Annotated in this window: 22 protein-coding genes and 1 riboswitch; of the genes, 20 read left to right on the top strand and 2 right to left on the bottom strand. The window is 35.6% G+C overall.

Annotated elements, in window-relative coordinates; genetic code table 11:
• The first annotated feature begins 93 nt into the window (after positions 1-93).
• From C7958_RS04705 to rbsB, 6 genes are all read left to right on the top strand, one after another.
• Positions 94-1086 carry a LacI family DNA-binding transcriptional regulator gene (locus C7958_RS04705; protein WP_111571519.1) on the top strand — a complete coding sequence of 331 codons (993 nt, stop codon included), beginning with the start codon at positions 94-96 and terminating at the stop codon, positions 1084-1086.
• 31 nt (positions 1087-1117) lie between these two features.
• Positions 1118-2035 carry a ribokinase gene (gene rbsK, locus C7958_RS04700; RefSeq protein ID WP_111571518.1) on the top strand — a complete coding sequence of 306 codons (918 nt, stop codon included), beginning with the start codon at positions 1118-1120 and terminating at the stop codon, positions 2033-2035.
• A gap of 1 nt (position 2036) precedes the next feature.
• Positions 2037-2432: a D-ribose pyranase gene (gene rbsD / locus C7958_RS04695; protein ID WP_111571517.1), complete on the top strand. Its 396-nt coding sequence runs from the start codon at positions 2037-2039 to the stop codon at positions 2430-2432.
• Entirely contained in the window at positions 2433-3932 is a 1500-nt protein-coding gene (locus C7958_RS04690) for a sugar ABC transporter ATP-binding protein (protein WP_111571516.1), read from the top strand. It abuts the gene before it with no gap.
• A 1-nt stretch (position 3933) separates the two neighbouring features.
• Positions 3934-4896: an ABC transporter permease subunit gene (locus C7958_RS04685; RefSeq protein ID WP_111571515.1), complete on the top strand. Its 963-nt coding sequence runs from the start codon at positions 3934-3936 to the stop codon at positions 4894-4896.
• A 104-nt stretch (positions 4897-5000) separates the two neighbouring features.
• Complete coding sequence (gene rbsB, locus C7958_RS04680) at positions 5001-5894, top strand: ribose ABC transporter substrate-binding protein RbsB (RefSeq protein ID WP_111571514.1); 894 nt, start codon at positions 5001-5003, stop codon at positions 5892-5894.
• 130 nt (positions 5895-6024) lie between these two features.
• Here rbsB and C7958_RS04675 read toward each other — a convergent pair whose 3' ends face one another.
• Entirely contained in the window at positions 6025-6864 is an 840-nt protein-coding gene (locus C7958_RS04675; RefSeq protein ID WP_111571513.1) for a bifunctional 5,10-methylenetetrahydrofolate dehydrogenase/5,10-methenyltetrahydrofolate cyclohydrolase, read from the bottom strand.
• A 72-nt stretch (positions 6865-6936) separates the two neighbouring features.
• Positions 6937-7527: a cyclodeaminase/cyclohydrolase family protein gene (locus tag C7958_RS04670; protein ID WP_111571512.1), complete on the bottom strand. Its 591-nt coding sequence runs from the start codon at positions 7525-7527 to the stop codon at positions 6937-6939.
• A 257-nt stretch (positions 7528-7784) separates the two neighbouring features.
• On the opposite strand from C7958_RS04670, the gene C7958_RS04665 reads away from it, so the two are divergent.
• From C7958_RS04665 to cbiT, 14 genes are all read left to right on the top strand, one after another.
• Positions 7785-8588, top strand: a complete 804-nt coding sequence (locus C7958_RS04665; RefSeq protein WP_111571511.1) for a formate/nitrite transporter family protein — start codon at positions 7785-7787, stop codon at positions 8586-8588.
• A 56-nt stretch (positions 8589-8644) separates the two neighbouring features.
• Positions 8645-9664: an anaerobic sulfite reductase subunit AsrA gene (gene asrA / locus C7958_RS04660; protein ID WP_111571510.1), complete on the top strand. Its 1020-nt coding sequence runs from the start codon at positions 8645-8647 to the stop codon at positions 9662-9664.
• Positions 9664-10479, top strand: a complete 816-nt coding sequence (gene asrB, locus C7958_RS04655) for an anaerobic sulfite reductase subunit AsrB (RefSeq protein WP_111571509.1) — start codon at positions 9664-9666, stop codon at positions 10477-10479. Before asrA ends, asrB begins: the two co-directional genes overlap by 1 nt.
• A 24-nt stretch (positions 10480-10503) precedes the next feature.
• Positions 10504-11481, top strand: a complete 978-nt coding sequence (asrC, locus tag C7958_RS04650) for a sulfite reductase subunit C (protein ID WP_111571508.1) — start codon at positions 10504-10506, stop codon at positions 11479-11481.
• A 157-nt stretch (positions 11482-11638) separates the two neighbouring features.
• Positions 11639-12937: a glutamyl-tRNA reductase gene (gene hemA / locus C7958_RS04645; protein ID WP_111571507.1), complete on the top strand. Its 1299-nt coding sequence runs from the start codon at positions 11639-11641 to the stop codon at positions 12935-12937.
• A gap of 25 nt (positions 12938-12962) precedes the next feature.
• Positions 12963-13685: a precorrin-2 dehydrogenase/sirohydrochlorin ferrochelatase family protein gene (locus tag C7958_RS04640; RefSeq protein WP_111571506.1), complete on the top strand. Its 723-nt coding sequence runs from the start codon at positions 12963-12965 to the stop codon at positions 13683-13685.
• Between the two features lie 18 nt (positions 13686-13703).
• The gene (gene cobC, locus C7958_RS04635) at positions 13704-14312 is read left to right on the top strand and encodes an alpha-ribazole phosphatase (protein ID WP_111571505.1); all 609 of its coding nucleotides are present in this window, start codon (positions 13704-13706) and stop codon (positions 14310-14312) included.
• A 43-nt stretch (positions 14313-14355) separates the two neighbouring features.
• A riboswitch (cobalamin riboswitch) is annotated at positions 14356-14546 on the top strand.
• 160 nt (positions 14547-14706) lie between these two features.
• Positions 14707-16251: a cobyric acid synthase gene (locus C7958_RS04630; RefSeq protein WP_111571504.1), complete on the top strand. Its 1545-nt coding sequence runs from the start codon at positions 14707-14709 to the stop codon at positions 16249-16251.
• 4 nt (positions 16252-16255) lie between these two features.
• Positions 16256-17779 carry a cobyric acid synthase gene (locus tag C7958_RS04625; RefSeq protein WP_111571503.1) on the top strand — a complete coding sequence of 508 codons (1524 nt, stop codon included), beginning with the start codon at positions 16256-16258 and terminating at the stop codon, positions 17777-17779.
• A gap of 12 nt (positions 17780-17791) precedes the next feature.
• Positions 17792-18304, top strand: coding sequence for a cob(I)yrinic acid a,c-diamide adenosyltransferase (cobO, locus tag C7958_RS04620; protein ID WP_111571502.1), 513 nt, complete (start codon positions 17792-17794; stop codon positions 18302-18304).
• Positions 18305-18402: 98 nt separating this feature from the next.
• A complete protein-coding gene (locus C7958_RS04615; RefSeq protein WP_111571501.1) occupies positions 18403-19020 on the top strand; it encodes a precorrin-8X methylmutase in 618 nt (205 codons plus the stop codon).
• A 2-nt stretch (positions 19021-19022) separates the two neighbouring features.
• A complete protein-coding gene (gene cbiD / locus C7958_RS04610; RefSeq protein WP_111571500.1) occupies positions 19023-20153 on the top strand; it encodes a cobalt-precorrin-5B (C(1))-methyltransferase CbiD in 1131 nt (376 codons plus the stop codon).
• Positions 20146-20823: a precorrin-6y C5,15-methyltransferase (decarboxylating) subunit CbiE gene (gene cbiE, locus C7958_RS04605; RefSeq protein WP_111571499.1), complete on the top strand. Its 678-nt coding sequence runs from the start codon at positions 20146-20148 to the stop codon at positions 20821-20823. Before cbiD ends, cbiE begins: the two co-directional genes overlap by 8 nt.
• Positions 20804-21394 carry a precorrin-6Y C5,15-methyltransferase (decarboxylating) subunit CbiT gene (gene cbiT / locus C7958_RS04600; RefSeq protein WP_111571498.1) on the top strand — a complete coding sequence of 197 codons (591 nt, stop codon included), beginning with the start codon at positions 20804-20806 and terminating at the stop codon, positions 21392-21394. Before cbiE ends, cbiT begins: the two co-directional genes overlap by 20 nt.
• The last annotated feature ends 14 nt before the right edge of the window (positions 21395-21408 follow it).

Genomic DNA, 21408 nt, shown 5'->3' with positions numbered 1-21408 from the left:
AATCTGAAATATTAAATTTTGACTTAACTTTTAAGTTGATTTTTGTTTAATGCAGGCTGTTTGATAATTTTATTATAAATCAGGTGATAACTAATGAAAGTAACAATCAAAGATATTGCAAAAGAAGCAGATGTATCAGTTACCACGGTTTCCCGGGTTTTAAATAACAAACCTGATGTTGGGGATGATACCAGAGCTAAAATATTAAAAATAATTGATGAGCTGAATTATAATCCTAATAGTGTGGCCCGGGGTCTGGTAATGCAGAAAACACATACCATTGGCCTGATTATTCCAGATATTAGCAACCCGTTTTTTCCTCAGGTAGCCAGAGCAATTGAGGATAAAGCACAGAAACTTGGTTATTCTGTTATTTTTTTCAATACTGACAATCATTTAGAAAGAGAAAGAAAAGCTGTTGAATTATTTAAAAGTAAACAGGTAGATGGTTTAATTGTTTCTCTTTCTCTGGGGAATGAGGAAATACTAAAAGAATTGAAGGCTACAAATTTTCCGGTTGTTCAGATTGATAGATCTGTGCTCAGTGATTCCTATCCTCTGGTCAGTATTGATAATAAAGATTCTGCCTATCAAATGACAGAATACATGTTAAAAAAGGGATATAGAAAAATTGCCCATATTAGTGGTGATTTAAATACTACTACTGCCAGAGAAAGAATGGAAGGTTATAAAAAAGCGCTTAAGGATTATGAACTTGAGATAAACGATGATTACATTATTGCAGGAGATTATACTCAGCATTCTGGATTTGAAGCGATGCAGAAACTACTGAAGCTAGAAAATAGACCTTCTGCTGTTTTTGCAGCCAATGATTTAAGTGCGGCCGGTGTATATAAAGCCCTATTTGCAGCTAATTTGAATATCCCGGATGATATTGCAGTTGCCGGTCATGATGATATTGATATTGCCTCACTTTTAAGACCAGAATTAACTACTATGCGGCAGCCTAAATACAGCATGGGAGAAAGAGCAGTAACAGTACTGTTGAGAATGATAAACAATCAGGAAGCAGATATTAAAGATCATACTTTAAAAACTAACTTAATTATTCGAGAATCAGTTTAAATATTGATTAAGAAGAAAGCAGGTGAATTAATTGTCTAAAATACTTGTAATTGGAAGCATGAATATGGATCTGGTTGTAGAAACTGAACGGTATCCTCAGGAAGGGGAAACAATAATTGGAGGTAAGTTTGAGCAGATCCCGGGTGGCAAAGGAGCCAATCAGGCTCTTGCTGCAGCTAAGCTGGGAGATGAGGTAGAATTTATTGGTGCCTGTGGAGACGATAGTTTTGCTTCCAGATTAAAAGCAAGCCTGAAAAATGGGGGAGCAAAAATTGATAATATTTTTGAAATTGAAGGTGTAAGTACAGGTGTTGCAGTAATCACAGTTGATCCCGAGGCTAATAACCGAATTATTGTATCTCCAGGAGCCAATCACGAACTGGACCTTAAAAAGATTGATAAAATCAAAGACAAAATTTTGGAAGCAGAAATTATCCTGTTACAGTTAGAAATACCGCTTAAAACTATTGAAAAGATTGTAGAAATTGCCTCAGCAAATAATACAAAAATAATTCTGGATCCAGCTCCAGCACAAAAACTATCTGATCATATCCTATCTAAAATAGATTATCTACTACCCAATGAGGGAGAATTGGATTTATTATTAGCAGCTGCTGAAGCGGAAAATCGTTCAGAAAAAATCGAGATTCTCTTAAATAAGGGAGTAAAGAATATTATAGTAACTGAAGGAGAGAAAGGTGTTAATTTTTATAATAAAGAACAGACACTTCATTTGGACTCTTTAAAAGTTAAAGCAGTTGACACTACAGCGGCTGGAGATGTTTTTGCAGGTGCTTTTGCAGCCAGTTTAATTGAAAAAAACAATTATCAAAAAGCGCTGGACTTTGCTGTTAAAGCTGCAGCTTATTCAGTCACTAAAAGAGGCGCTCAGAGTTCTATCCCTGATCAAAATGAGTTAAATGAATTCCTTGCAGAAAGGAGTAACTAAGATGAAAAGAAACGGAATAATTAATAGTCAATTAACAAGAGTAATTGCTGAGATGGGACATAAAGATAGTCTTGTTATTGCAGACTGTGGTCTTCCGATTCCACAGGAAGTTGAAAGAATAGATTTGTCTTTAACAAAAGGTTATCCTGAATTTTTAAAAATACTTAGCGCTACTTTAGATGATCTGGTGGTAGAGAAAGCAATTCTGGCAGCAGAAATTAAAGAGCAGAGTCCGGAATTAGAGGAAAAAATACTTGCTTTACTGCCGGATGTAGAAATCGAATATCTACCTCATCAAGCATTTAAAATGGAAACAAATAGCTCCAGGGCTGTAGTTCGAAGTGGAGAAATTATTCCTTATGCTAATATCATTTTAATTTCAGGAGTTGATTTTTAAATGGGAAACGAAAAAGTGCTGGAAATGAAAAATATCACCAAAACATTTCCTGGAGTTAAAGCTTTAGATAAGGTTAACTTTTCTCTTCGAAAAGGAGAAGTTCATGCCCTTCTTGGAGAAAATGGAGCTGGGAAATCAACTTTGATGAAGGTTTTGAATGGAATTCATAGACGAGATGAGGGTGAAATTATATTAAAAGGTGAGCCAGTTGAATTTGAAAGTACAAAGCAGGCTCAAAATGCCGGACTGGCAATAATTCACCAGGAATTAGAATTAATTCCCCATCTTAATGTGGCAGAAAACATTTATCTTGGTCGTGAAGATAGAAAAGGAATTTTTGTAAATTATAAAAAACTTTATCAGAAAACAGAAGCTGTTCTGGATATGCTGGGGGTTGAGATTGATCCCAGAGCAAAAATAAAGGACTTAAATATTGGCAGTCAGCAGATGGTTGAAATTGCAAAGGCTGTTTCTCAGGATGCTGAAATACTGGTGATGGATGAACCAACTTCTTCTTTAACCAATCAGGAAATTGATATTTTATTTGAACTAATAGAAAGACTTAAAGAACAGGAGATATCAATTGTCTATATCTCACATCGACTGGAAGAGGTTTTTGAAATCTGTGACCGAGTAACTGTTTTAAGAGATGGAGAATTTGTGGGAGAAGTGGAGACAGCTGAGACTGATGAAGATCAATTAATAAATATGATGGTTGGTAGAACAATTGAAGATCGTTTTCCGGAAATGAAATTTAATCCGGGAGAAGAGATTTTAAGAGTTGATAATTTAGCAGTACCTGGAGAAATTATTAATGCTTCTTTTTCTCTTAAAAAAGGAGAAATCTTAGGGGTCGCTGGTTTAATGGGGTCTGGAAGAACAGAACTTGCAAAATCAATTTTTGGAGTTTATAAAGAAAAGACAGGAGATATTTATTTTAGAGGTCAGAAATTAAAAATCGACTCTCCAGCTGATGCTCTGGATAATGGTATTTCCTATTTAAGTGAAGATCGTAAAGACGAGGGTTTAGTGCTTGGACTTCCGGTTGCTGATAATATAAGTATCTCTGTTTTAACTACAATGTTAAAAGCTCACACTTTTATAAATGCTGCAGCTGAAAAAGAACTTGCCCAAAAATATATTGATGATCTAAGTATTAAAACTCCATCAGAAATGCAGCTGGTTAAAAATTTAAGTGGAGGAAATCAGCAGAAGGTTGTAATCTCTAAGCTGCTTTCTACAAAGCCGGAGGTTGTGATTTTGGATGAGCCAACACGTGGAATTGATGTGGGGGCTAAGAGAGAAATCTATAATTTGATGCAGGATTTAGTCGATAATGGAGTGGGAGTCATTTTAATTTCTTCAGAGCTGCCTGAGATTTTAAATTTAAGTAATCGCATTTTGGTAATGCACGAAAAAGAAATAATGGGAGAGCTGGATGCCGCTGATGCAGATCAGGAAGATATTATGAAGCTGGCAACCGGAAGGAGGAATCAGTAAAGTGAATAATCTTAGCAGTAATATAAATAAAAAGAATATCTTAGAAATTTTAAATAAATTTAAAACAGGGATTGGACTTTTAGCTTTAATAATTATTTTATCTTTTTTAAGTCCTTACTTTTTAACAATACCAAACTTATTAAATGTAGTCAGACAGGTTTCAATTATAGCAATCGTTTCTTTTGGGATGACAATGGTGATTTTAACAGGTGGGATTGATCTTTCAGTAGGCTCAATGCTTGCGTTTTCTGGAGCGATTTCAGCTGGAATGATTATTAATTCAGGTCTTAATGTATTTTTAGCTATTTTAATTGGTCTGGCAGCTGGTACAGCCTTAGGTTTATTTAATGGAATTGCAGTTGCAAAGGCCAAACTGCCGGCATTTATTGTAACCTTAGCAATGATGACCATAGCCAGAGGTTTTACCTTAATTTACACAAATGGTCGTCCGATTTCCGGATTTGAGAAAACATTTCGTTTTTTTGGAGCAGGTTATTTAGGTAGAATTCCCGTCCCGGTTGTTATTATGTTTTTACTTTTATTTGTAATTTATATTTTGCTTAAAAAAACACCTCTGGGCCGTTATATTTATGCGATAGGTGGTAATGAAAAAGCAACTAAATTATCCGGTATCAATACTGATAAAATTAAAATTGCAGTATATGCACTTAATGGATTTTTAGCAGCTGTAAGTGGTATTATTTTAACATCCAGATTGAATTCTGCCCAACCGATGGCAGGAGAAGGTTATGAGTTAGATGCAATTGCAGCCGTTGTTCTTGGTGGAACCAGCCTCTCTGGTGGTAGTGGAGGGGTAATTGGAACTATTGTTGGTGCTTTAATTATTGCGGTTTTAAATAATGGATTGAACCTCTTAAATGTATCTTCATTTTATCAGTTAGTTGCCAAAGGTGCTGTTATTCTGCTTGCTGTCTTCTTAGATCGCAAGAGCCAGCAGCAGTGATAATATAAATTAAGAAAAATATTTCAAATAGGAGGTGAGCCTGTTAGCAGCTTCTTTTTGACAAAATTCATTAGAAGAATAAAATTCAAGGAGGAATAAAAAAAATGAGAAAATTAACTATTATTTTAGCTTTATCATTAATTCTGGTGGTTGGACTTTCTGCAGGTATTGCAGCTCAGGATATTAAGCTTGGTCTGGCTGTATCTACTTTAAATAATCCTTTCTTTGTTGACTTAAAAGATGGTGCTGAAGCAATGGCAGAAGAAATGGGTGTAGAAATTTTAACAGTAGATGCCCAAAATGACGCTGCCAGTCAGTTAAGCAGTGTTGAAGATCTATTAATCAAACAAATTGATGTTTTAATTGTTAACCCCGTTGATGGTAATGCAGTTGTTTCTGCAATTACAGCCGCCAATGATGCTGGGGTTCCTGTAATTACAGTTGACCGCGCAGCTGAAGGTGGAGATGTTGTAAGTCACATTGCATCTGATAATGTTGCTGGCGGAAAAATGGCAGGTGACTTTATTGCTGAGCAGTTAGGAGAAGAAGGCAATGTTGTGGAATTACAGGGTATTCCCGGAACTTCTGCTGCCAGAGATAGAGGTGAAGGTTTTAATAACAGTATGGATAGCTATTCTGGCTTAGAAGTAATTGCCAGACAGCCTGCTGGTTTTGACCGGGCAGAAGGTATGACCGTTATGGAAAATATTCTGCAGGGTAATCCAGAAATAGATGCTGTATTTGCTCACAATGATAATATGGCTTTAGGTGCTATGGAAGCTATCTCAGCTGCTGGACGCTCTGATGAGATTATGATTGTTGGCTTTGATGCTATTGAAAATGCAGTAGAGGCTGTTGAAGAAGGTAGAATGGCAGCTACTGTGGCACAGAAACCATCATTAATGGGAGAAATGGCAGTAGAAACTGCAGTTAAGGTAGCCAATGGAGAAGAAGTTGAAGAATATACTCCAGTACCTTTAGAGTTAATTACTGAGTAAAAAAGTTAATAGTTAAAATACTAAATAAAGTCAATTACTTCAACTATTCAGTAATGAATGTCTGGAAATAAATAGTTATGAGATTAATAAAAAGACCCTGCTTTAGGACTTGAGGCAGGGTCTTTTTGAATTATTTAATTTCGTGCAAATTTTTAAATGATTTAACTATATTGCGCATTAAAACCTGATTGGTAACCGTCCCCACTCCTCCAGGGACAGGGGTTATACTTTTAACTTTATCTGCGGCAGAATCAAAGTCGACATCTCCCAGTAATTTCCCTTCAACAAAATTGGTGCCAACATCAATAACCACTGAATTTTTATTCAGCATTTCACCTTTAATCATTTCTGCTCTGCCTACAGCAGCTACAACTATATCAGCCTGTTTTAATTCCCATTCTAAATCTCTGGTCCGGGAATGACACATGGTTACAGTAGCATGTCTCTGCTGCAATAAGATAGAGACAGGTTTACCAACAATATTGCTTCTCCCAACCACAACTGCTCGCTGACCTTTAATTGGAATCTCATAATAGTCCAGGATTTCCATACAGGCTTCAGCAGTGGCAGGATTTAGAGTTTTCAGCCCCACAAAAAGTTTTCCCAGAGAAGCAGAAGTGATTCCTTCAATATCTTTTTTTGGATTGATCATTTCCAGACTTTCTATTAAGTCAGGTGGAAGTGGCTGCTGAACCATAATTGAAGTAATTTGATCATCTTCATTTGCTTCTTTTAAGCAGGCCTTAAATTTAGCCGGTTCTTCAATAAACTGCTGGTATTCAAACTCAATGCCAATTTTTTTGCAGTTTTTTTCAATTCTTTGAGCGTAAGATTTGCTTGCTGCATCTTCTCCATACTGCAGTACAATTAAGTGTGGTGCTTTTCCGGTTGTATTTTTTAAATTTTCTACTTCAGCAGTTAAATTTCTTTTAATATTTTCTGCTATTTCTTTACCATCAAGTATTTTCATATCTCCACTTCCTTTGTTTAAAATTATATCTAAAATTTAAATAAATTATGGATCTAAAATATTAATTAAAGCTTATTGATTAGCAAGTTCAATTATTTCTTCTTTTAGACGTGAACTCTCATTTTTTAATTTTAAATATTCATTTTTAATATTTGCTTTATATTCTTCGTTATCCAGACTTTTAAGGTTGATTTTAACATTGGCAATTGCACTGCCTACTGCCGCATCTCCTATGTAAGCTGCTACCTCAAAATCACTGGCCAGCATTCTATTTCCTATTTCACTAATTTCTAAGCTGAGGCGCATCAGTCTGACTGCTTTTTTTGTCATGTCCATCGAAAACTCCACGGCATCCTGACAGACAGATCTAACTTTTTTCTGATCTCCGACTTTATAACTGTCCAAAATATCCGAAAGAATTTTACTGTCCTGATCAATCATCAACAGCATTTCTTTTTTTAATTCTTCACTTTCTGCCAGTATTTCTCTAGCTTCAGCTTCAACATCCTGATATTTTTCCTTGCCAACTGTCAGGTTAGCAATAAAGCTAATAACTGAAGCATTTAAAGCACCACTTAAAGCTGCTGCACTACCACCGCCTGGAATAGAATTGTTTGAGCTTAGTTCATCTAAGAATTCTTCTATAGTTTTTTCCCCATACATGCTAAAACCCCTCCCTTAGTTAAAATAGATTTAATAAAAATTCTAAATATTTAATCTGACTTGCCTTAATTATATAAAATCAGATGTAGATAGACAAGTGTTAAATTGAGTTTATAGGTTATAGGCGATAAGGGATAGGTCCCATTGTTGTTTTCTATAGTTATTCTCTGTGAGTTAAATCACAGAGAAACCCGAGTATTCCTGTTAAAATACTCACATATAATAGTAATAAATTTCACATAGAAAGGATGGTTTAAATGTACAGAGAAAATATTGAAGCTGTTGGAAATGCTGCCGTTAAGAAAGTCAATTATATGGAAGCAAATAGGCTGAAATATATTATTTTTTCAGCTTTTGCAGGCAGTTTTGTTGGACTAGGAATCATGCTTATTTTTTCAATAGGAGCACCACTTAATGCTGCTGGATCACCATTTACAAAGCTTGTCATGGGTGCATCTTTTGCAGTGGCTTTAATACTGGTTTTATTTGCTGGCTCTGAGCTTTTTACAGGCAATAATTTAATTATGACTGTCGGCTGGCTTGATAAAAAGATTACTGCTGCTTCGATGCTTAAACTATGGTTTTATTGTTATCTCGGAAACTTAGTTGGCTCAATTTTTACTGCCTGGATGATTTTTAAGTCAGGCCTAATTTCTGCTTCACCTACATCTGAGTTCATATTAAGTGCATCAGCTGCTAAAATGTCTGCCCCTGCTGGAGAATTATTTTTCCGGGGGATTTTATGCAATATTTTAGTCTGTCTGGCTGTCTGGACTGCAATCAAGGCTAAAAATGAGATAGCCAAACTGACATTAATTTTCTGGTGTTTATTTGCCTTTATCGGCAGTGGTTTTGAACACAGTATTGCAAATATGTCTCTACTGGCAATGAGTTTAATGATACCTCACACTGCCGCGATAACTGTTGGAGGATATATCTATAATCTGGTCTTTGTTACAGCAGGTAATATTGTCGGTGGAGCAATTTTAATTGGTGCACTTTACTGGTATGCTTCCAGCGGTCATCCCAGTCTAGAAAGCAAAAATAAGAATGCAGCTTAAAGACTTTATATTAAATTAAAATTGTAATTGGCATTTATAGCTAAGGAGGAAAAAGAATGGGTTTTAATTTTAGTGAAAATGGATTCAATCAACTTTTAGAGAGTCTGAATCAGGATTATCAAATTTATGCTCCAGTACGAAAAAAGAATAAGGATAGTTTTTCTGCAAATGATTTGATTACATATGACTTAATTAAAAGTCTAGAAGAAATTGAATTGACAGTTAAGAGTAAGTATTCGGCAAAAGAAATTGTCTTTCCAATCAGAGAAACTCTTTTTCATTTTGTAGAAGGAGAACAATTTATAGCTTCAGATACAGATGATAAATATATCATTTTTTTACGTCCCTGTGACCGTAATGCATTTAAGCGTCTGGATAAAATATTTTTGGAAAATGGCCCGGAAGAGGACATATATTATAAAAGGCTGCGTGAAAATGTCAAATTTTTTGTGATTGAATGTACTTCAGGTTTTGATTCCTGTTTTTGTGTTTCAATGGAGAGCAATACTGTAGAGGCTGAAGATTATGCAGCTTTTCTGCGTTTTGAAGAGAATGGAGTCAGCTGTGAAGTAAATGATCAAGATTTAGCAGTAGAGTTTTCATCTCAGGCAGAAGAAATTAAATTTGAGCCCCAGTTTATAGAAAAAAATAAAGTTGAGGTTAAGCTGCCGGATCGAGAAAAACTGACAAATGAAGTTTTTGAACATCAACTCTGGACAGAATATAGCCAGCGCTGTATCGCCTGTGGCCGCTGTAATACTTCCTGTCCTACCTGCAGCTGTTTTACTGTAAAGGATGTTTTATATGATGAAAACAAAAAAAGTGGAGAGCGTTTTCGACGCTGGGCTGGCTGTCATATTGATGGTTTTACGGAAATGGCAGGAGGACATAACTTTAGAGAAGATTATGGAGACCGGATGCGCTATAAAACAATGCATAAAATTTATGATTTTGGTGAGAGATTTGATTTTGATATGTGTGTTGGCTGTGGCCGCTGTGATGACGTCTGTCCGGAATATATTTCATTTTCAAAATGCATTAATAAATTATCAACAATCATTGAGGAGGGAGTATAATGTCTTTAACTGCTGAGAAAAGTTTAAAAAATCCATATTTGTCGCAAAAGGCAGAGATTTTAGAAATATTTCAGGAAACAGAAATTGAATATACATTTAGGCTTGAGTCAGACTTTGAGCTTAACTTTGGTCAATTTTTAGAAGTATCCATACCTGGTTATGGCGAAGCACCAATTTCTGTCAGTAATTTTACTGATCAGTGGCTGGAGCTGACAATCAGAAAAGTTGGTAAGCTGACTGATAGAATTCATGATTTAGAAGAGGGCGATTATCTTTATTTGCGCGGTCCCTACGGCAATGGATTTGATTTTGAAAACTATCAGGATAAAAATTTGATTATTGCGGCTGGTGGGACCGGATTAGCTCCTGTAAGAAGTTTGATTGAGTATGCAGGTAACAATCTAGATCAGCTGAGTGATTTTGAAGTTCTGGCCGGTTTTAAAGATGCAGGCAGCCTTCTGTTTGAAAGAGACATTAAACGCTGGCGTCAAAAATTTGATGTTTTATTAACTGTAGACAAAACCTGTGATATCTGGGGAGAATGTGTTGGTTTAATTACAGAACATATTGCAGAATTACATCTTGAAAATATTGCGAATACAGAGGTAATAGTAGTTGGGCCACCACCGATGATGAAATATTCTATTATTGAATTTCAGAAACTGGGTGTTCCTGATGATCAAATCTGGGTCTCCTATGAACGAAAGATGCACTGTGGTCTCGGTAAATGTGGGCACTGTAAAATTGAAGATAATTATGTTTGTATTGACGGTCCAGTTTATAATTATGCAGAAGTTAAGGAAATTAGGGACTAAATTAACTAACAGAAGGAGGTTATTATGTCTTTTAATACTAAAAAAATAAAGAAAAATGCTTTTAGAATTACCAAAGATAGGGAAGTTACTGCTCTAAGAATTCGAGTTCCCGGTGGTCATATTAATGCTAAATATCTATCCTTAATCAAAGAAATTGCAGATGAATATGGTAATGGAACCTTACATATTACTACCCGCCAGGGTTTTGAGGTGCCAGGAATTTCTTTTGCAGATTTTGAAGAAGTGAATAAAAAAATTGCTCCAATTTTAGAGGGAATGGAAAAAGAAATTGGGGTCAAAATCGCTGATCCCAGAGAAGGTTATCCAGCAGCAGGAACGCGTAATGTATCTGCCTGTATTGGTAATCGAGTCTGCCGTTATTCTAATTATGATACTACAGAAATGGCTCAGCAGATAGAAAAAAATATTTTTCCCAATGATTATCATGTTAAAATTGCTCTTTCAGGTTGTCCAAATGATTGTATCAAAGGTCATCTTCAGGATTTCGGAATTCTGGGAATGGTTGAGCCTATTTATCATCAGGAGCGATGTATTGGTTGTAAAGCCTGTGTTGATAATTGCCATAAGCGGGTGACTTCAGCTCTGAGTTTTGAACAGGAGCGTGTCCTGAGAGATGAAAAGCGCTGCATTGGCTGTGGTGAATGTATACTGCAGTGTCCCACAAATGCCTGGGAAAGAGGAGAACAATTTTTTAAAGTTGTAATTATGGGAAGAACCGGGAAAAAGAATCCTCGCCTGGCAAAACCATTTTTAAAGTGGGCCAGCAGAGATGTGGTAATAGCAATTGTTAATAATGTATATGATTATATAGAAAGACATATTGATACCAGTCTGGCTAAAGAACATATAGGTTATATTGTTGATCGTACAGGTTATCCTAAATTTAAAGAAGAAATTTTAAAAGGTGTAGAACTCAATTCTGAATGCGAAATAGCAGATAAAATTAACTGGAACGGTTATCAGACTGGAGAAAAAATTTAAGCAGGCGAAATAGGTACCGGGTACTTGGAATTTTTTTCCAAGTACCCGGTACCTAAACTTTTTTGCAGTAAAAGAAACTTTGTAATATAATTAAAGATGAGTAAAAGTAAAATCTAAAAACCAGAGATAAAAATTTTTAAGAATAAGGAGGCTTTTGATGCAGCTTTTAGTATCCGGAATTAATCATAAAACAGCTCCAATTTCAATCAGAGATCAGCTTTCTCAGAAAACAGCTGAGATAAAAAATGAACTAAAAAAGAATTTAAACAAAAATGTGTTTAAAGAATTTTTCGTATTAAGTACCTGTAATCGTTTTGAAATTTATCTTTACTCGGAAAAGGAAGCTGAGGCCAGAAATTTTTTAAAAAAACATATTTATAAGCTGCTGGAAAAGACCCTCAAAGGCCATTTTAAATATAAGATTAATGACTTAAATGATTATCTCTATCAATATCATGATCTGCAGGCCGTGGAACATTTATATCGAGTGGCAGCTGGTCTTGATTCGCTGGTTAAGGGAGAAGATCAGATACTGGCTCAAATAAAAAAGCAGTTTAGAGAATACAAAGAAGAAAATCTAACTGCCTCTTATTTAAATCAACTCTGCCTGGAAGCAATTAAAGTTGGAAAGATGGTAAGGACTAAAACTAAAATTAACGAGCGGGCAGTTTCGATAAGTTATGCAGCGGTTGAGCTGGCCCGGGATATTTTTGGCAGCCTCAATGGAGAAAAGGTGATGATTTTAGGTGCAGGTGAGACAGCGGAGTTAACTCTTAAAAACTTACTTAATTATGGTGTAGAAGGAATTCTGGTAGCAAACCGTACCTACAGCAATGGAGAAAAACTGGCCGCAGAGTATGGAGGCGAAGTTATTCACTGGGAAGAATTTAAAGATCGAGTAAAAGAAGTTGATATTATAATTGCTTCTACAGCAGCTCCCCATACAGTACTTCACAAAGATGATCTTTTAGACACAGTAGAGAAAAATCATGGGCCAATGTTTTTAATTGATATTGCTCTACCAAGAGATATTGATCAGAATGTAGAAGAACTTCCCGGAGTTCATTTATATAATCTAGATGATTTAAAGCGGGTAATTGATAAAAATTTAAATTTAAGAGAAAATGAAGTTACAAAAGCAGAAGCAATAATAGAAGATGAAAAATATAATTTTCAGCGCTGGCTGCGTGAGCGCCGCTGTGTCCCTCTAATTAGAGAAATGCGTGATGATGCTCGCGGTATTAAAGAAAAAGAAGTAAAAAGAGCCCTACATCTGCTTCAAAATTCAGAACTTGAGGCAGCAGAAATTATTGAACAGCTGGGACATCGACTTTTAAATAAGTTATTACATCAGCCTACAGTTGGCCTCAAAGAACTGGCAGTAGAAAATGGAAATACCAGAGACGATCAGCTGGAAGCTGTCAAAACAATTTTTGCAGTAGGAGAAGAAGAGTAAATAGAATTTTGAAAGGGGAAGAGCAGTGAAATTTTATCCGATTAATTTAAACTTAAAAGATAAAAAAGTTTTAATTGTAGGAGCGGGTAAGGTGGCACTGCGTAAATTTAAGCGTCTGCTGCAGACTGGAGCCCAGATCAAAATAATTGCTCCAAAATATAATCAGAAATTTGCAGTTTATCGAAATCCGGAATCAAAAAAATATATTTTTTTAGAACGCAAATTCCAGGAAAAAGATTTAATCGGACAGTTTTTAGTTTTTGCTGCTACTGATAATTCAGAATTAAATCAAAGAATTGCGCTTCTGGCCAGAGAAAAAAATATTCTGGTCAATCTAATTGATAATGCTGAGCTTTCTGATTTCACAGTTCCGGCAATGGTAAAAAGAGGCGAACTGCTTTTAACTGCCGCTTCTGGTTCAAATCTACCTGCACTTTCAAAAAATATTAGAAAAAAACTGGAATCTGATTTTGGCCTCGAATATGAATTTCTGCTTGATATAATGTCAGAAAAGAGGCAGAGGATTATAGAAGATATTGATAGTATTGAACTTAGAAAACTAATTTTTAGGGAAATAGCTTCTGCGGATTTTTTAGCTAAAATAAGAGAAATTATAGCTGATTACAATCCCCAGATTTTAGACAGCAGTGATTATCAACCTGAGCACTCGGAATATCAGACAGTTAAAAAAGCTATAGAAAAATCTATTTTACAGCTGATAGAAAGAAAAAAATATCAAGCTGAATAATTTTGAGGTGGAGAGCTGATGTTAACCAGATTATATTTATTAAGACATGGAGAAACAGACTGGAATCAGAAGTCAATTTTTCAGGGCCAGACTGATATTGATTTAAATAAAAAAGGGCGAAAACAGGCCCAGAAGGCAGCAAAAATTATTAATAAGATAGAGATTGATCAAATTTACAGCAGTGATTTAAAAAGAGCAAAAAATACAGCTCTAATAATATCTCGGGAGAAAAATTTAAAAATTAGAGAAAATAAACAGCTGAGAGAGATGAGTTTTGGGGACTGGGAAGGATTAAGTTTTGCAGAAATAAAAAAACAATATTCCGATCAGGCCTCTGCCTGGCAGCAGGATCCCATCCACAATTATCCTCCCGGAGGAGAAAAACTTTTGGACTTTAAATTGAGGATAGAAGATTTTTTCCAGAAGCTTATTAAGAAACACCAGGGCAATAAAATACTGGTAGTTACTCATGGAGGAGTTATCAAAGTTTATCTGACAGCTGTACTGTCAACTAAGCCCGAAAATTTCTGGCAGTTTCAGATAGATAATTGTTCTCTGACTGAGTTGAAAATTTATGATCAGGAAATAATTTTAAGTAAATTAAATTTTACAAATACAATAAATTGAGATATAGTTAATACATAGATTCGTTTGTTTGAATTATAAAAAAAGAATACTTTATATAAAAGGTGCTTTAGCTAAGGCTGAAGAGAATAGGGAATCAGGTTAAAATCCTGAGCGGGCCCGCCACTGTAACTGATCTATAGATTTTGTTATACCACCTGTAATTTGTTTCAGGGAAGGTAGAAATCTAAACATTAAATCAGAAGTCAGGAGACCTGCCTTTTATATAATCTACAAATGACCTCGGGGACAGGTATCAGGTAGGTAATCATTAAAGATAGTTATTTATAGCATTAGTTTCTTTCTAGATAACTGAATCAATTGTGATTATATACTTTAATCTCAACCGGAGGGTTGGGATTTTTTTATTTCATCTACTTTTAAGGAGTTTGGAACTATGAATAAAAAAAAAGGAACTTTAATGATTCAGGGTACAGCATCTGATGCAGGTAAAAGTCTTTTTGTTACAGCTTTGTGCAGAATTTTTGCCAGGAAGGGTATTAAAACTGTGCCCTTTAAAGCCTGGAATATGTCACTTAATTCCTACATAACAAAGGATGGCAGAGAAATCGGGATTGCCCAGGCTCTGCAGGCCAGAGCTGCCTTTAGAGAAGTAGCTGTAGAGATGCAGCCAATTTTAGTTAAAGCAATGGGAGATGGCCGGTGTCAGATTATCATTAATGGTCAGGTAGATCAAAGTGTTAATTATCAAAAAAAGAAAAATGATTATCTTAGAATTTATAAGCGGACAATTAAAGAGGCACTTAAAAGATTGAGACAGGAAAATGATCTCATAATTATGGAGGGAGCAGGAAGTCCGGCTGAAATAAATAGAACTACTCCAGATTTTGCCAATATGTTTACAGCCGAGATTTATAAATCCCCGGTACTCTTAATCAGCAGCATTGAAAAAGGTGGCTGTCTTGCCGCTCTGGTTGGAACTTTAAAACTCTTACCACCTGCTCAGAGAAAACTGGTAAAAGGATTGATAATTAATAAATTTCGGGGAGATTTTGATTTATTAAAGCCAGCAGTTGATTTCTTGGAGAACTATACCGAAAAAGAATTTCTGGGAGTTTTACCCTATCTTAAAGATCTTAATTTACCGGAAGAAGACTCAGCTTCTCTAAAATTAACCAATTTTAGTTCTCAAGCAGATAATCTCAAAGCCGCAGTTATAAAACTGCCTCATCTTTCTAATTTCACTGATTTTAACAGTCTAAAAATGGAAAAGAATCTTAGTCTAGAGTATGTTGAAAATAAAAAGAATTTACTTAGTTTTGATTTAATCATTATTCCGGGAACTAAAACTACAACTAAGGATCTTAAGTTTTTAAAAGAGAGCGGTCTGGCAGCGGAAATTAAAAAGGCAGATCAGGCAGGGATTATGATAATTGGTATCTGTGGTGGTTTTCAGATGCTCGGACGAAAACTAGTCGATAAATATGGAACAGAAGGAAATATAAAAGAAATCGAGGGTCTGGGTTTACTGGATATCAAAACAAAATTTTTAAATGAAAAAACTACTCATCAGGTAAAGGTAAAGTTGAATTTGAATCTGAAGTTTAAAAACAAAGTTCCTAAATTTAGTTTTGAAGAAATTTTTAGAGGTTATGAGATTCATATGGGACAGACAGAATATTTAAATCAAACTGAAGAATTATTTAAAATAACAGAGAGATCCGGGTGTAGGGCAAATTATAAAGATGGTGCAGTAAATCAGGCTGGGAATTGCTTCGGCAGCTATCTGCACGGTTTATTTGATAATGATAATTTTCGCAGTGCAGTTTTAAATAAGCTTAGAAAAAATAATGGTTCAGACAGCTCGAAATTAAACGACTATAACTATCAAAAAGAAATTGAGAAAGACATTGACCATCTGGCAGATGTGGTAGCAGAAAATATTGATACTGATAAATTATTAAATTTAAGTAGAAGGTGATTAAATGGCAGATGCAGTTATGATTCAGGGTACAGCATCTGATGCCGGGAAAAGTATTTTAGCGGCTGCTCTCTGCAGAGTTCTGGCTCAGGATGGATATAAAACAGCCCCCTTTAAATCTCAAAATATGTCTTTGAATTCCTATATTACAAAAGAAGGCCGAGAAATTGCAGTTGCCCAGGCAGTACAGGCAGAGGCAGCCAAAGTAGAAGCTGAGATTAATATGAGTCCAATTTTAATGAAGCCTATTGCTGATGATATGTCTCAAATTATTTTAAAGGGGAAAGTATATAAAAATATGAAGGCAGCTGCTTATTTTGCGGAAAAAGATAGGCTGCTCCAAATTATAAATGAAGCTATTTCTGAATTAAAGACGGATTATGATCTTTTAGTTTTAGAAGGTGGAGGTAATCCGGCTGAGGTGAATTTAAGAGATAAAGATCTTGTAAATATGAAAGCAGCAGAAATTGCTGAAGCACCTGTGATTTTAATTGCAGATATTGATAAAGGGGGAGTTTTTGCCTCAATTGTGGGCACCCTGGATTTACTGACTGAAAAAGAAAGAAAAAGAGTTAAGGGAATTATTGTTAATAAATTTAGGGGTGATCCCGATGCTTTTAAATCTGGAGTGGAACTGATAGAAAAACATTCTCAAAAAAAGGTTCTGGGAGTTATGCCCTATCTAAAAGATCTTAATTTACCTTCGGAAGACAGCCTGCAGCAAAAAGATTATGGTAATCAGGACTTTAAGCTTATAATTGCAGTTATTGCCTATCCGGGGATGTCTAATTTTACAGATTTTGATTATTTTAAGTCAGCTAAAGATATTCAAATGAGATATGTAAAGAGAGCAGCTGAGCTCGGAAATCCCGATTTAATTATTCTTCCCGGCTCTAAAACAACAATTAATGATCTTAAATTTCTATATAATACAAATCTGGCTGCAGAAATCCTTAAGCAGGCAGATAAAGGGACAGAAATTATAGGTATTTGTGGTGGTTATCAGATGCTGGGACAGAAAATATCAGATCCGGATAATCTGGAAGGAAATGAGAAAGAAATAGAAGGTCTCTCGCTTTTAAAAATCAAAACTGTTCTGGAAGCTGAAAAAATAACAAGGCAGGTCAGGGCAGAGCCCTTAAATAAGCTCAATTTTTTTAAAAACAGCAGCGGCAGAGTTTTGTCTGGTTATGAAATTCATCAGGGCAAAACTGTCAGAGCTTCTGAACAGCAGGCTATTTTCAGGCTTAAAAGACAGAAATCAGGGGAAGTAGAAAAAATTGTTTATGATGGTACAGTAAATGAATCTGGAAATGTCTGGGGTACATATCTGCATGATATCTTCAAAAATGACGATTTTAGAAAATCATTAATTAATTATCTACTCAGCCAGAAAGGTTTGAGTCCAAATTTAGAAGCAGAAAAAACTGCGGCTGAGATCAGAGAAGATAATTATAACTATCTGGCAGCAGAGTTTAGAAAATATATTGATCTTGAAGAATTATATAAAATTATTTTTGATAATTAGGTGGTGCAGCAGATGCAGGGAATGGTCCATGTTTATACTGGCAATGGTAAAGGGAAAACAACTGCCGCTTTCGGCCTGGCAGTCAGGGCAGTGGGAGCAGAAAAAAATGTTTATATCGCTCAGTTTGTCAAAGGAATGAAATATAGTGAATTAAACAGCTTAAGTAAGATTGAAAAAATTAAAATTAAGCAGTATGGCCTAAATTATTTTATCAATGGAAAAGCTGAGCAGGAGGACATTAATGCTGCCAGAAAGGGGCTTAAAGCAGCAGCGGAAATTTTAAAATCGGGTGAATATGAACTGGTAATTCTGGATGAAGCAAATATTGCTGTTTATTATCAACTTTTTTCGGCAGCGGAGTTAATAGAAGTTGTTGAAAATCGAGCTCCCGGAGTAGAAGTAGTTATCACTGGACGCTATGCTGCAGATGAGATAATAGAATACGCTGATCTGGTAACAGAAATGAAGGAAATCAAGCACTATTACAAAAAGGGAGTTAAAGCTAGAGTAGGAATTGAAAAATAAATTTTAGGGCTTATTTTAAAAATATATAAGATTATAAATACTGTTCAATTTTTTGAATAAATTTGTAGAATTTAAAATAAACCGAGAAGGAGGAAATAATGAAAGATAATAATCCCAGAGAAATTGAAGCAAAAAGTATGAGATTGATTGATCAGGAAATTGGAAAATTAGATTGCACTGATTCAGAATTAAAAACGATTAAACGGGTGATCCATGCTTCAGCTGAGCCTAAACTGGCTGCAAAAGTTAAATTTTCTCAAGATGCGATAGAAATTATGAGTGATTTAATCCGGGAAGGTGCAGATATTATAACTGATGTTACAATGCTTAAAGCGGGAATCAATGAGCGAAAATTGGCCGAATACGGAGGAGAAGTTAAATGTTTTATCTCTGATCAGGATGTCCGGGATAGGGCAGAAAAAACTTCTTTAACCAGATCAATTATGGCCATGCGGAAAGCTATTGATCTACCAGGTAAGAAAATTTTTGCCATTGGTAATGCTCCTACAGCTTTATTTGAATTGATTAACTTAAGTAAAAAGGGTAAAAAAATTGATTTTATTGTAGGAACCCCGGTTGGTTTTGTGGGAGCAGCTGAATCTAAAGCCGAATTAATGCAGACTGAGATACCACATATTTCTTTAAAAGGCCGCAAAGGTGGTAGTGCTATTGCTGCTTCTATTGTTAACTCTGTTCTATATAATTTAGAGGCTTAATTATGGGTTTTGAACGTTACATCAGCAAAGGCGGCAAAAAATACAGGTTGGGTTATACTACTGGAACTACGGCGGCCGGGGCTGCAAAGGCAGCAGCAGAAATGTTATTAGAGCAGAAAACTGTAAAAAAAATTCTGATTGAGACTCCGGCAGAAATAGAGGTCGAAATGGAGGTTAAGGATTGTTTTTACAGTCAAGATCTGGCCCGGGCGGCAGTGGTCAAAGATGCCGGTGATGATCCAGATCAGACAGATGGTATAAAAATCACAGTTGAATTAAAAAGGATAAAAATAGATGAAGCTCTGGCTGAAAGCAAAGTGATTCTCAAAGCTGGGGAGGGTATTGGTCGGATAACTAAACCTGGCCTGCAGCTTGATATTGGTCAGGCAGCAGTTAATCCTGTACCCCGTCAGATGATAAAAAAAGCAGTACGAGATATTTTCCCGGAAAATGAGGTTCTGGAGCTTCTTATTTATGCTCCAGCCGGAGTGGAAATTGCGAAAAAAACTTTTAATCCCAAACTGGGAATTAAAGGTGGAATTTCAATTCTGGGAACAAGTGGTATTGTAGAACCGATGTCCGAATCAGCCTATAAAGAGTCACTGGCTGTAGAATTGAGACAGGCTGTGGCTTTAGGATATAAAAAACTAATTTTAGTTTTCGGTAATTACGGAAAAAAAGAAGCTCTGGCAGCCGGTTTTAAAGAAGAACAGATTATCAGAATGAGCAATTTTGTCGGTTTTATGCTGGCCAAAGTAGATGAACTCGAAATAGATGAGATTATAATGGTCGGTCATATTGGTAAAATAGTCAAGGTTGCCGGTGGTATTTTTAATACCCACAGTAAGTTAGCAGATGGTCGTCGAGAAATTATTGCTGCCCATGCCGCTTTAGCGGGAGCAGAGCAGAAAGTGATCGAAGCTATTTTTGCAATTAATACTGCCGAAGAGGCGGTTGAATATCTGCTTGCTCATAAGCTGGAGAAGGTTCTACAAAATATTTGTGAGGCAGTAGTCAGCAAAGTAGAAGCGAAGTTAGAAAAGAAGATTAAGTGTAAGTCAGTAATTTTCACCTTAAATCAGGGGATTGTCGCTCTCTCTAGAGAAGCAGAGGAGGATTTTGATTTTGAATAAAGTTTATGTGCTGGGAATTGGGCCGGGAAGCAGAGATTATTTGTTGAATAAAACAGAAAAAATTATCGAAAAAATGGATGTACTAATTGGGGGCAGCAGAGCTTTAGAGACTTTTGCTGAAGAGAAGGCTAAAAAAATTAAAATAACCTTACCTCTGTCTAAAATTAAAAACTATATTCTGGATAATTATCAACAGCAGAAAATTGCTGTTTTAGTTTCCGGGGATCCCGGTTTATATAGTTTACTTAATTATTTAAAACGGGAAATTGAGGTTGATATTTTAGAGATTATTCCCGGGATCAGTTCTTTACAACTGGCAGCTTCTAGAATTCAAATTAGCTGGAATGACATGCGCATCACCAGTCTCCATGGTAAAGACAATAAAGAGGAACTGCTTGCTCTCTTAAAAAAAGAAGTTAAGGTTGGATTTTTTACTGATAATAAATTTCCTCCTGCAAAAATTGCGGAGTATTTATTAAAAAATAAAGTTGAAGATAAAACAGTCTGTGTTTTCGAAAATCTTTCTTATCCAGATGAAAAGATTACTGTTGGCAGGGCAGCAGAAATAAAAAAACTTTCATTTTCGAAACTGACAGTGATGATTATCCTGGACAGAGGAAAAATTAATTTTAAGCAGAGAGGTGATCTTGATGAGAGAATGGGAAGCTAATACGCCCGGAATTCCTGATGGTTATTTTATCAGAGATGAAGTGCCGATGACAAAAGAAGAAGTAAGAGCAGTGATCATTTCAAAGTTAAGACTTAAAAAAGATCAGACTGTATATGATATTGGAGCTGGGAGCGGAAGTGTTTCGATTGAAATGGCCCTGGCCCTGGAGAAGGGAACAGTTTATGCACTGGAAAGAAAAAAGAAGGCCCTTAACTTAATCAAGAGAAATGTTAAAAAGTTTAAATTAAATAATATTGAAGTAATAGAGACGGAAGCTCCAGTGGGAATTTCTGATTTGCCGGAAGCTGACAGAGTTTTTATTGGCGGTAGTGGTGGTCAACTGGCTGCAATTCTTGCGGCTGTTGATCAAAAATTAAAAGGCGCTGGTAGAATTGTTTTAACTGCTGTTACAATTAATACCCTGACAACGGCTGTGCAGGAGCTGGAAAAATTGAACTATCAGCTGGATATTGTTAATATTGCTGTAACCAGAACTAAAAATATTAGTAACTATCAGATGTTTAGAGCTTTAACCCCAGTTTATATTATTAGTGCAGTAAAAAACAGCTAAACTTAATAGAAATA

This window comes from Halanaerobium saccharolyticum, from assembly GCF_003259895.1.
Lineage (GTDB): Bacteria > Bacillota > Halanaerobiia > Halanaerobiales > Halanaerobiaceae > Halanaerobium > Halanaerobium saccharolyticum_A.
Note: the sequence above shows the minus strand (reverse complement) of the source record. Positions and strands in the feature narration are given on the sequence as shown.

What these genes read in the sequence shown, in the direction of transcription:
- C7958_RS04670 (WP_111571512.1), bottom strand. Translation starts at nt 7,527, where the DNA reads ATGTATGGGGAAAAAACTATAGAAGAATTCTTAGATGAACTAAGCTCA.
- asrB (WP_111571509.1), top strand. Translation starts at nt 9,664, where the DNA reads ATGTCTTTAACTGCTGAGAAAAGTTTAAAAAATCCATATTTGTCGCAA.
- C7958_RS04625 (WP_111571503.1), top strand. Translation starts at nt 16,256, where the DNA reads ATGGCAGATGCAGTTATGATTCAGGGTACAGCATCTGATGCCGGGAAA.
- C7958_RS04665 (WP_111571511.1), top strand. Translation starts at nt 7,785, where the DNA reads ATGTACAGAGAAAATATTGAAGCTGTTGGAAATGCTGCCGTTAAGAAA.
- C7958_RS04615 (WP_111571501.1), top strand. Translation starts at nt 18,403, where the DNA reads ATGAAAGATAATAATCCCAGAGAAATTGAAGCAAAAAGTATGAGATTG.
- rbsD (WP_111571517.1), top strand. Translation starts at nt 2,037, where the DNA reads ATGAAAAGAAACGGAATAATTAATAGTCAATTAACAAGAGTAATTGCT.
- cbiT (WP_111571498.1), top strand. Translation starts at nt 20,804, where the DNA reads ATGAGAGAATGGGAAGCTAATACGCCCGGAATTCCTGATGGTTATTTT.
- C7958_RS04705 (WP_111571519.1), top strand. Translation starts at nt 94, where the DNA reads ATGAAAGTAACAATCAAAGATATTGCAAAAGAAGCAGATGTATCAGTT.
- cbiD (WP_111571500.1), top strand. Translation starts at nt 19,023, where the DNA reads ATGGGTTTTGAACGTTACATCAGCAAAGGCGGCAAAAAATACAGGTTG.
- cobC (WP_111571505.1), top strand. Translation starts at nt 13,704, where the DNA reads ATGTTAACCAGATTATATTTATTAAGACATGGAGAAACAGACTGGAAT.
- C7958_RS04690 (WP_111571516.1), top strand. Translation starts at nt 2,433, where the DNA reads ATGGGAAACGAAAAAGTGCTGGAAATGAAAAATATCACCAAAACATTT.
- cobO (WP_111571502.1), top strand. Translation starts at nt 17,792, where the DNA reads ATGCAGGGAATGGTCCATGTTTATACTGGCAATGGTAAAGGGAAAACA.
- C7958_RS04675 (WP_111571513.1), bottom strand. Translation starts at nt 6,864, where the DNA reads ATGAAAATACTTGATGGTAAAGAAATAGCAGAAAATATTAAAAGAAAT.
- hemA (WP_111571507.1), top strand. Translation starts at nt 11,639, where the DNA reads ATGCAGCTTTTAGTATCCGGAATTAATCATAAAACAGCTCCAATTTCA.
- rbsB (WP_111571514.1), top strand. Translation starts at nt 5,001, where the DNA reads ATGAGAAAATTAACTATTATTTTAGCTTTATCATTAATTCTGGTGGTT.
- asrA (WP_111571510.1), top strand. Translation starts at nt 8,645, where the DNA reads ATGGGTTTTAATTTTAGTGAAAATGGATTCAATCAACTTTTAGAGAGT.
- asrC (WP_111571508.1), top strand. Translation starts at nt 10,504, where the DNA reads ATGTCTTTTAATACTAAAAAAATAAAGAAAAATGCTTTTAGAATTACC.
- C7958_RS04630 (WP_111571504.1), top strand. Translation starts at nt 14,707, where the DNA reads ATGAATAAAAAAAAAGGAACTTTAATGATTCAGGGTACAGCATCTGAT.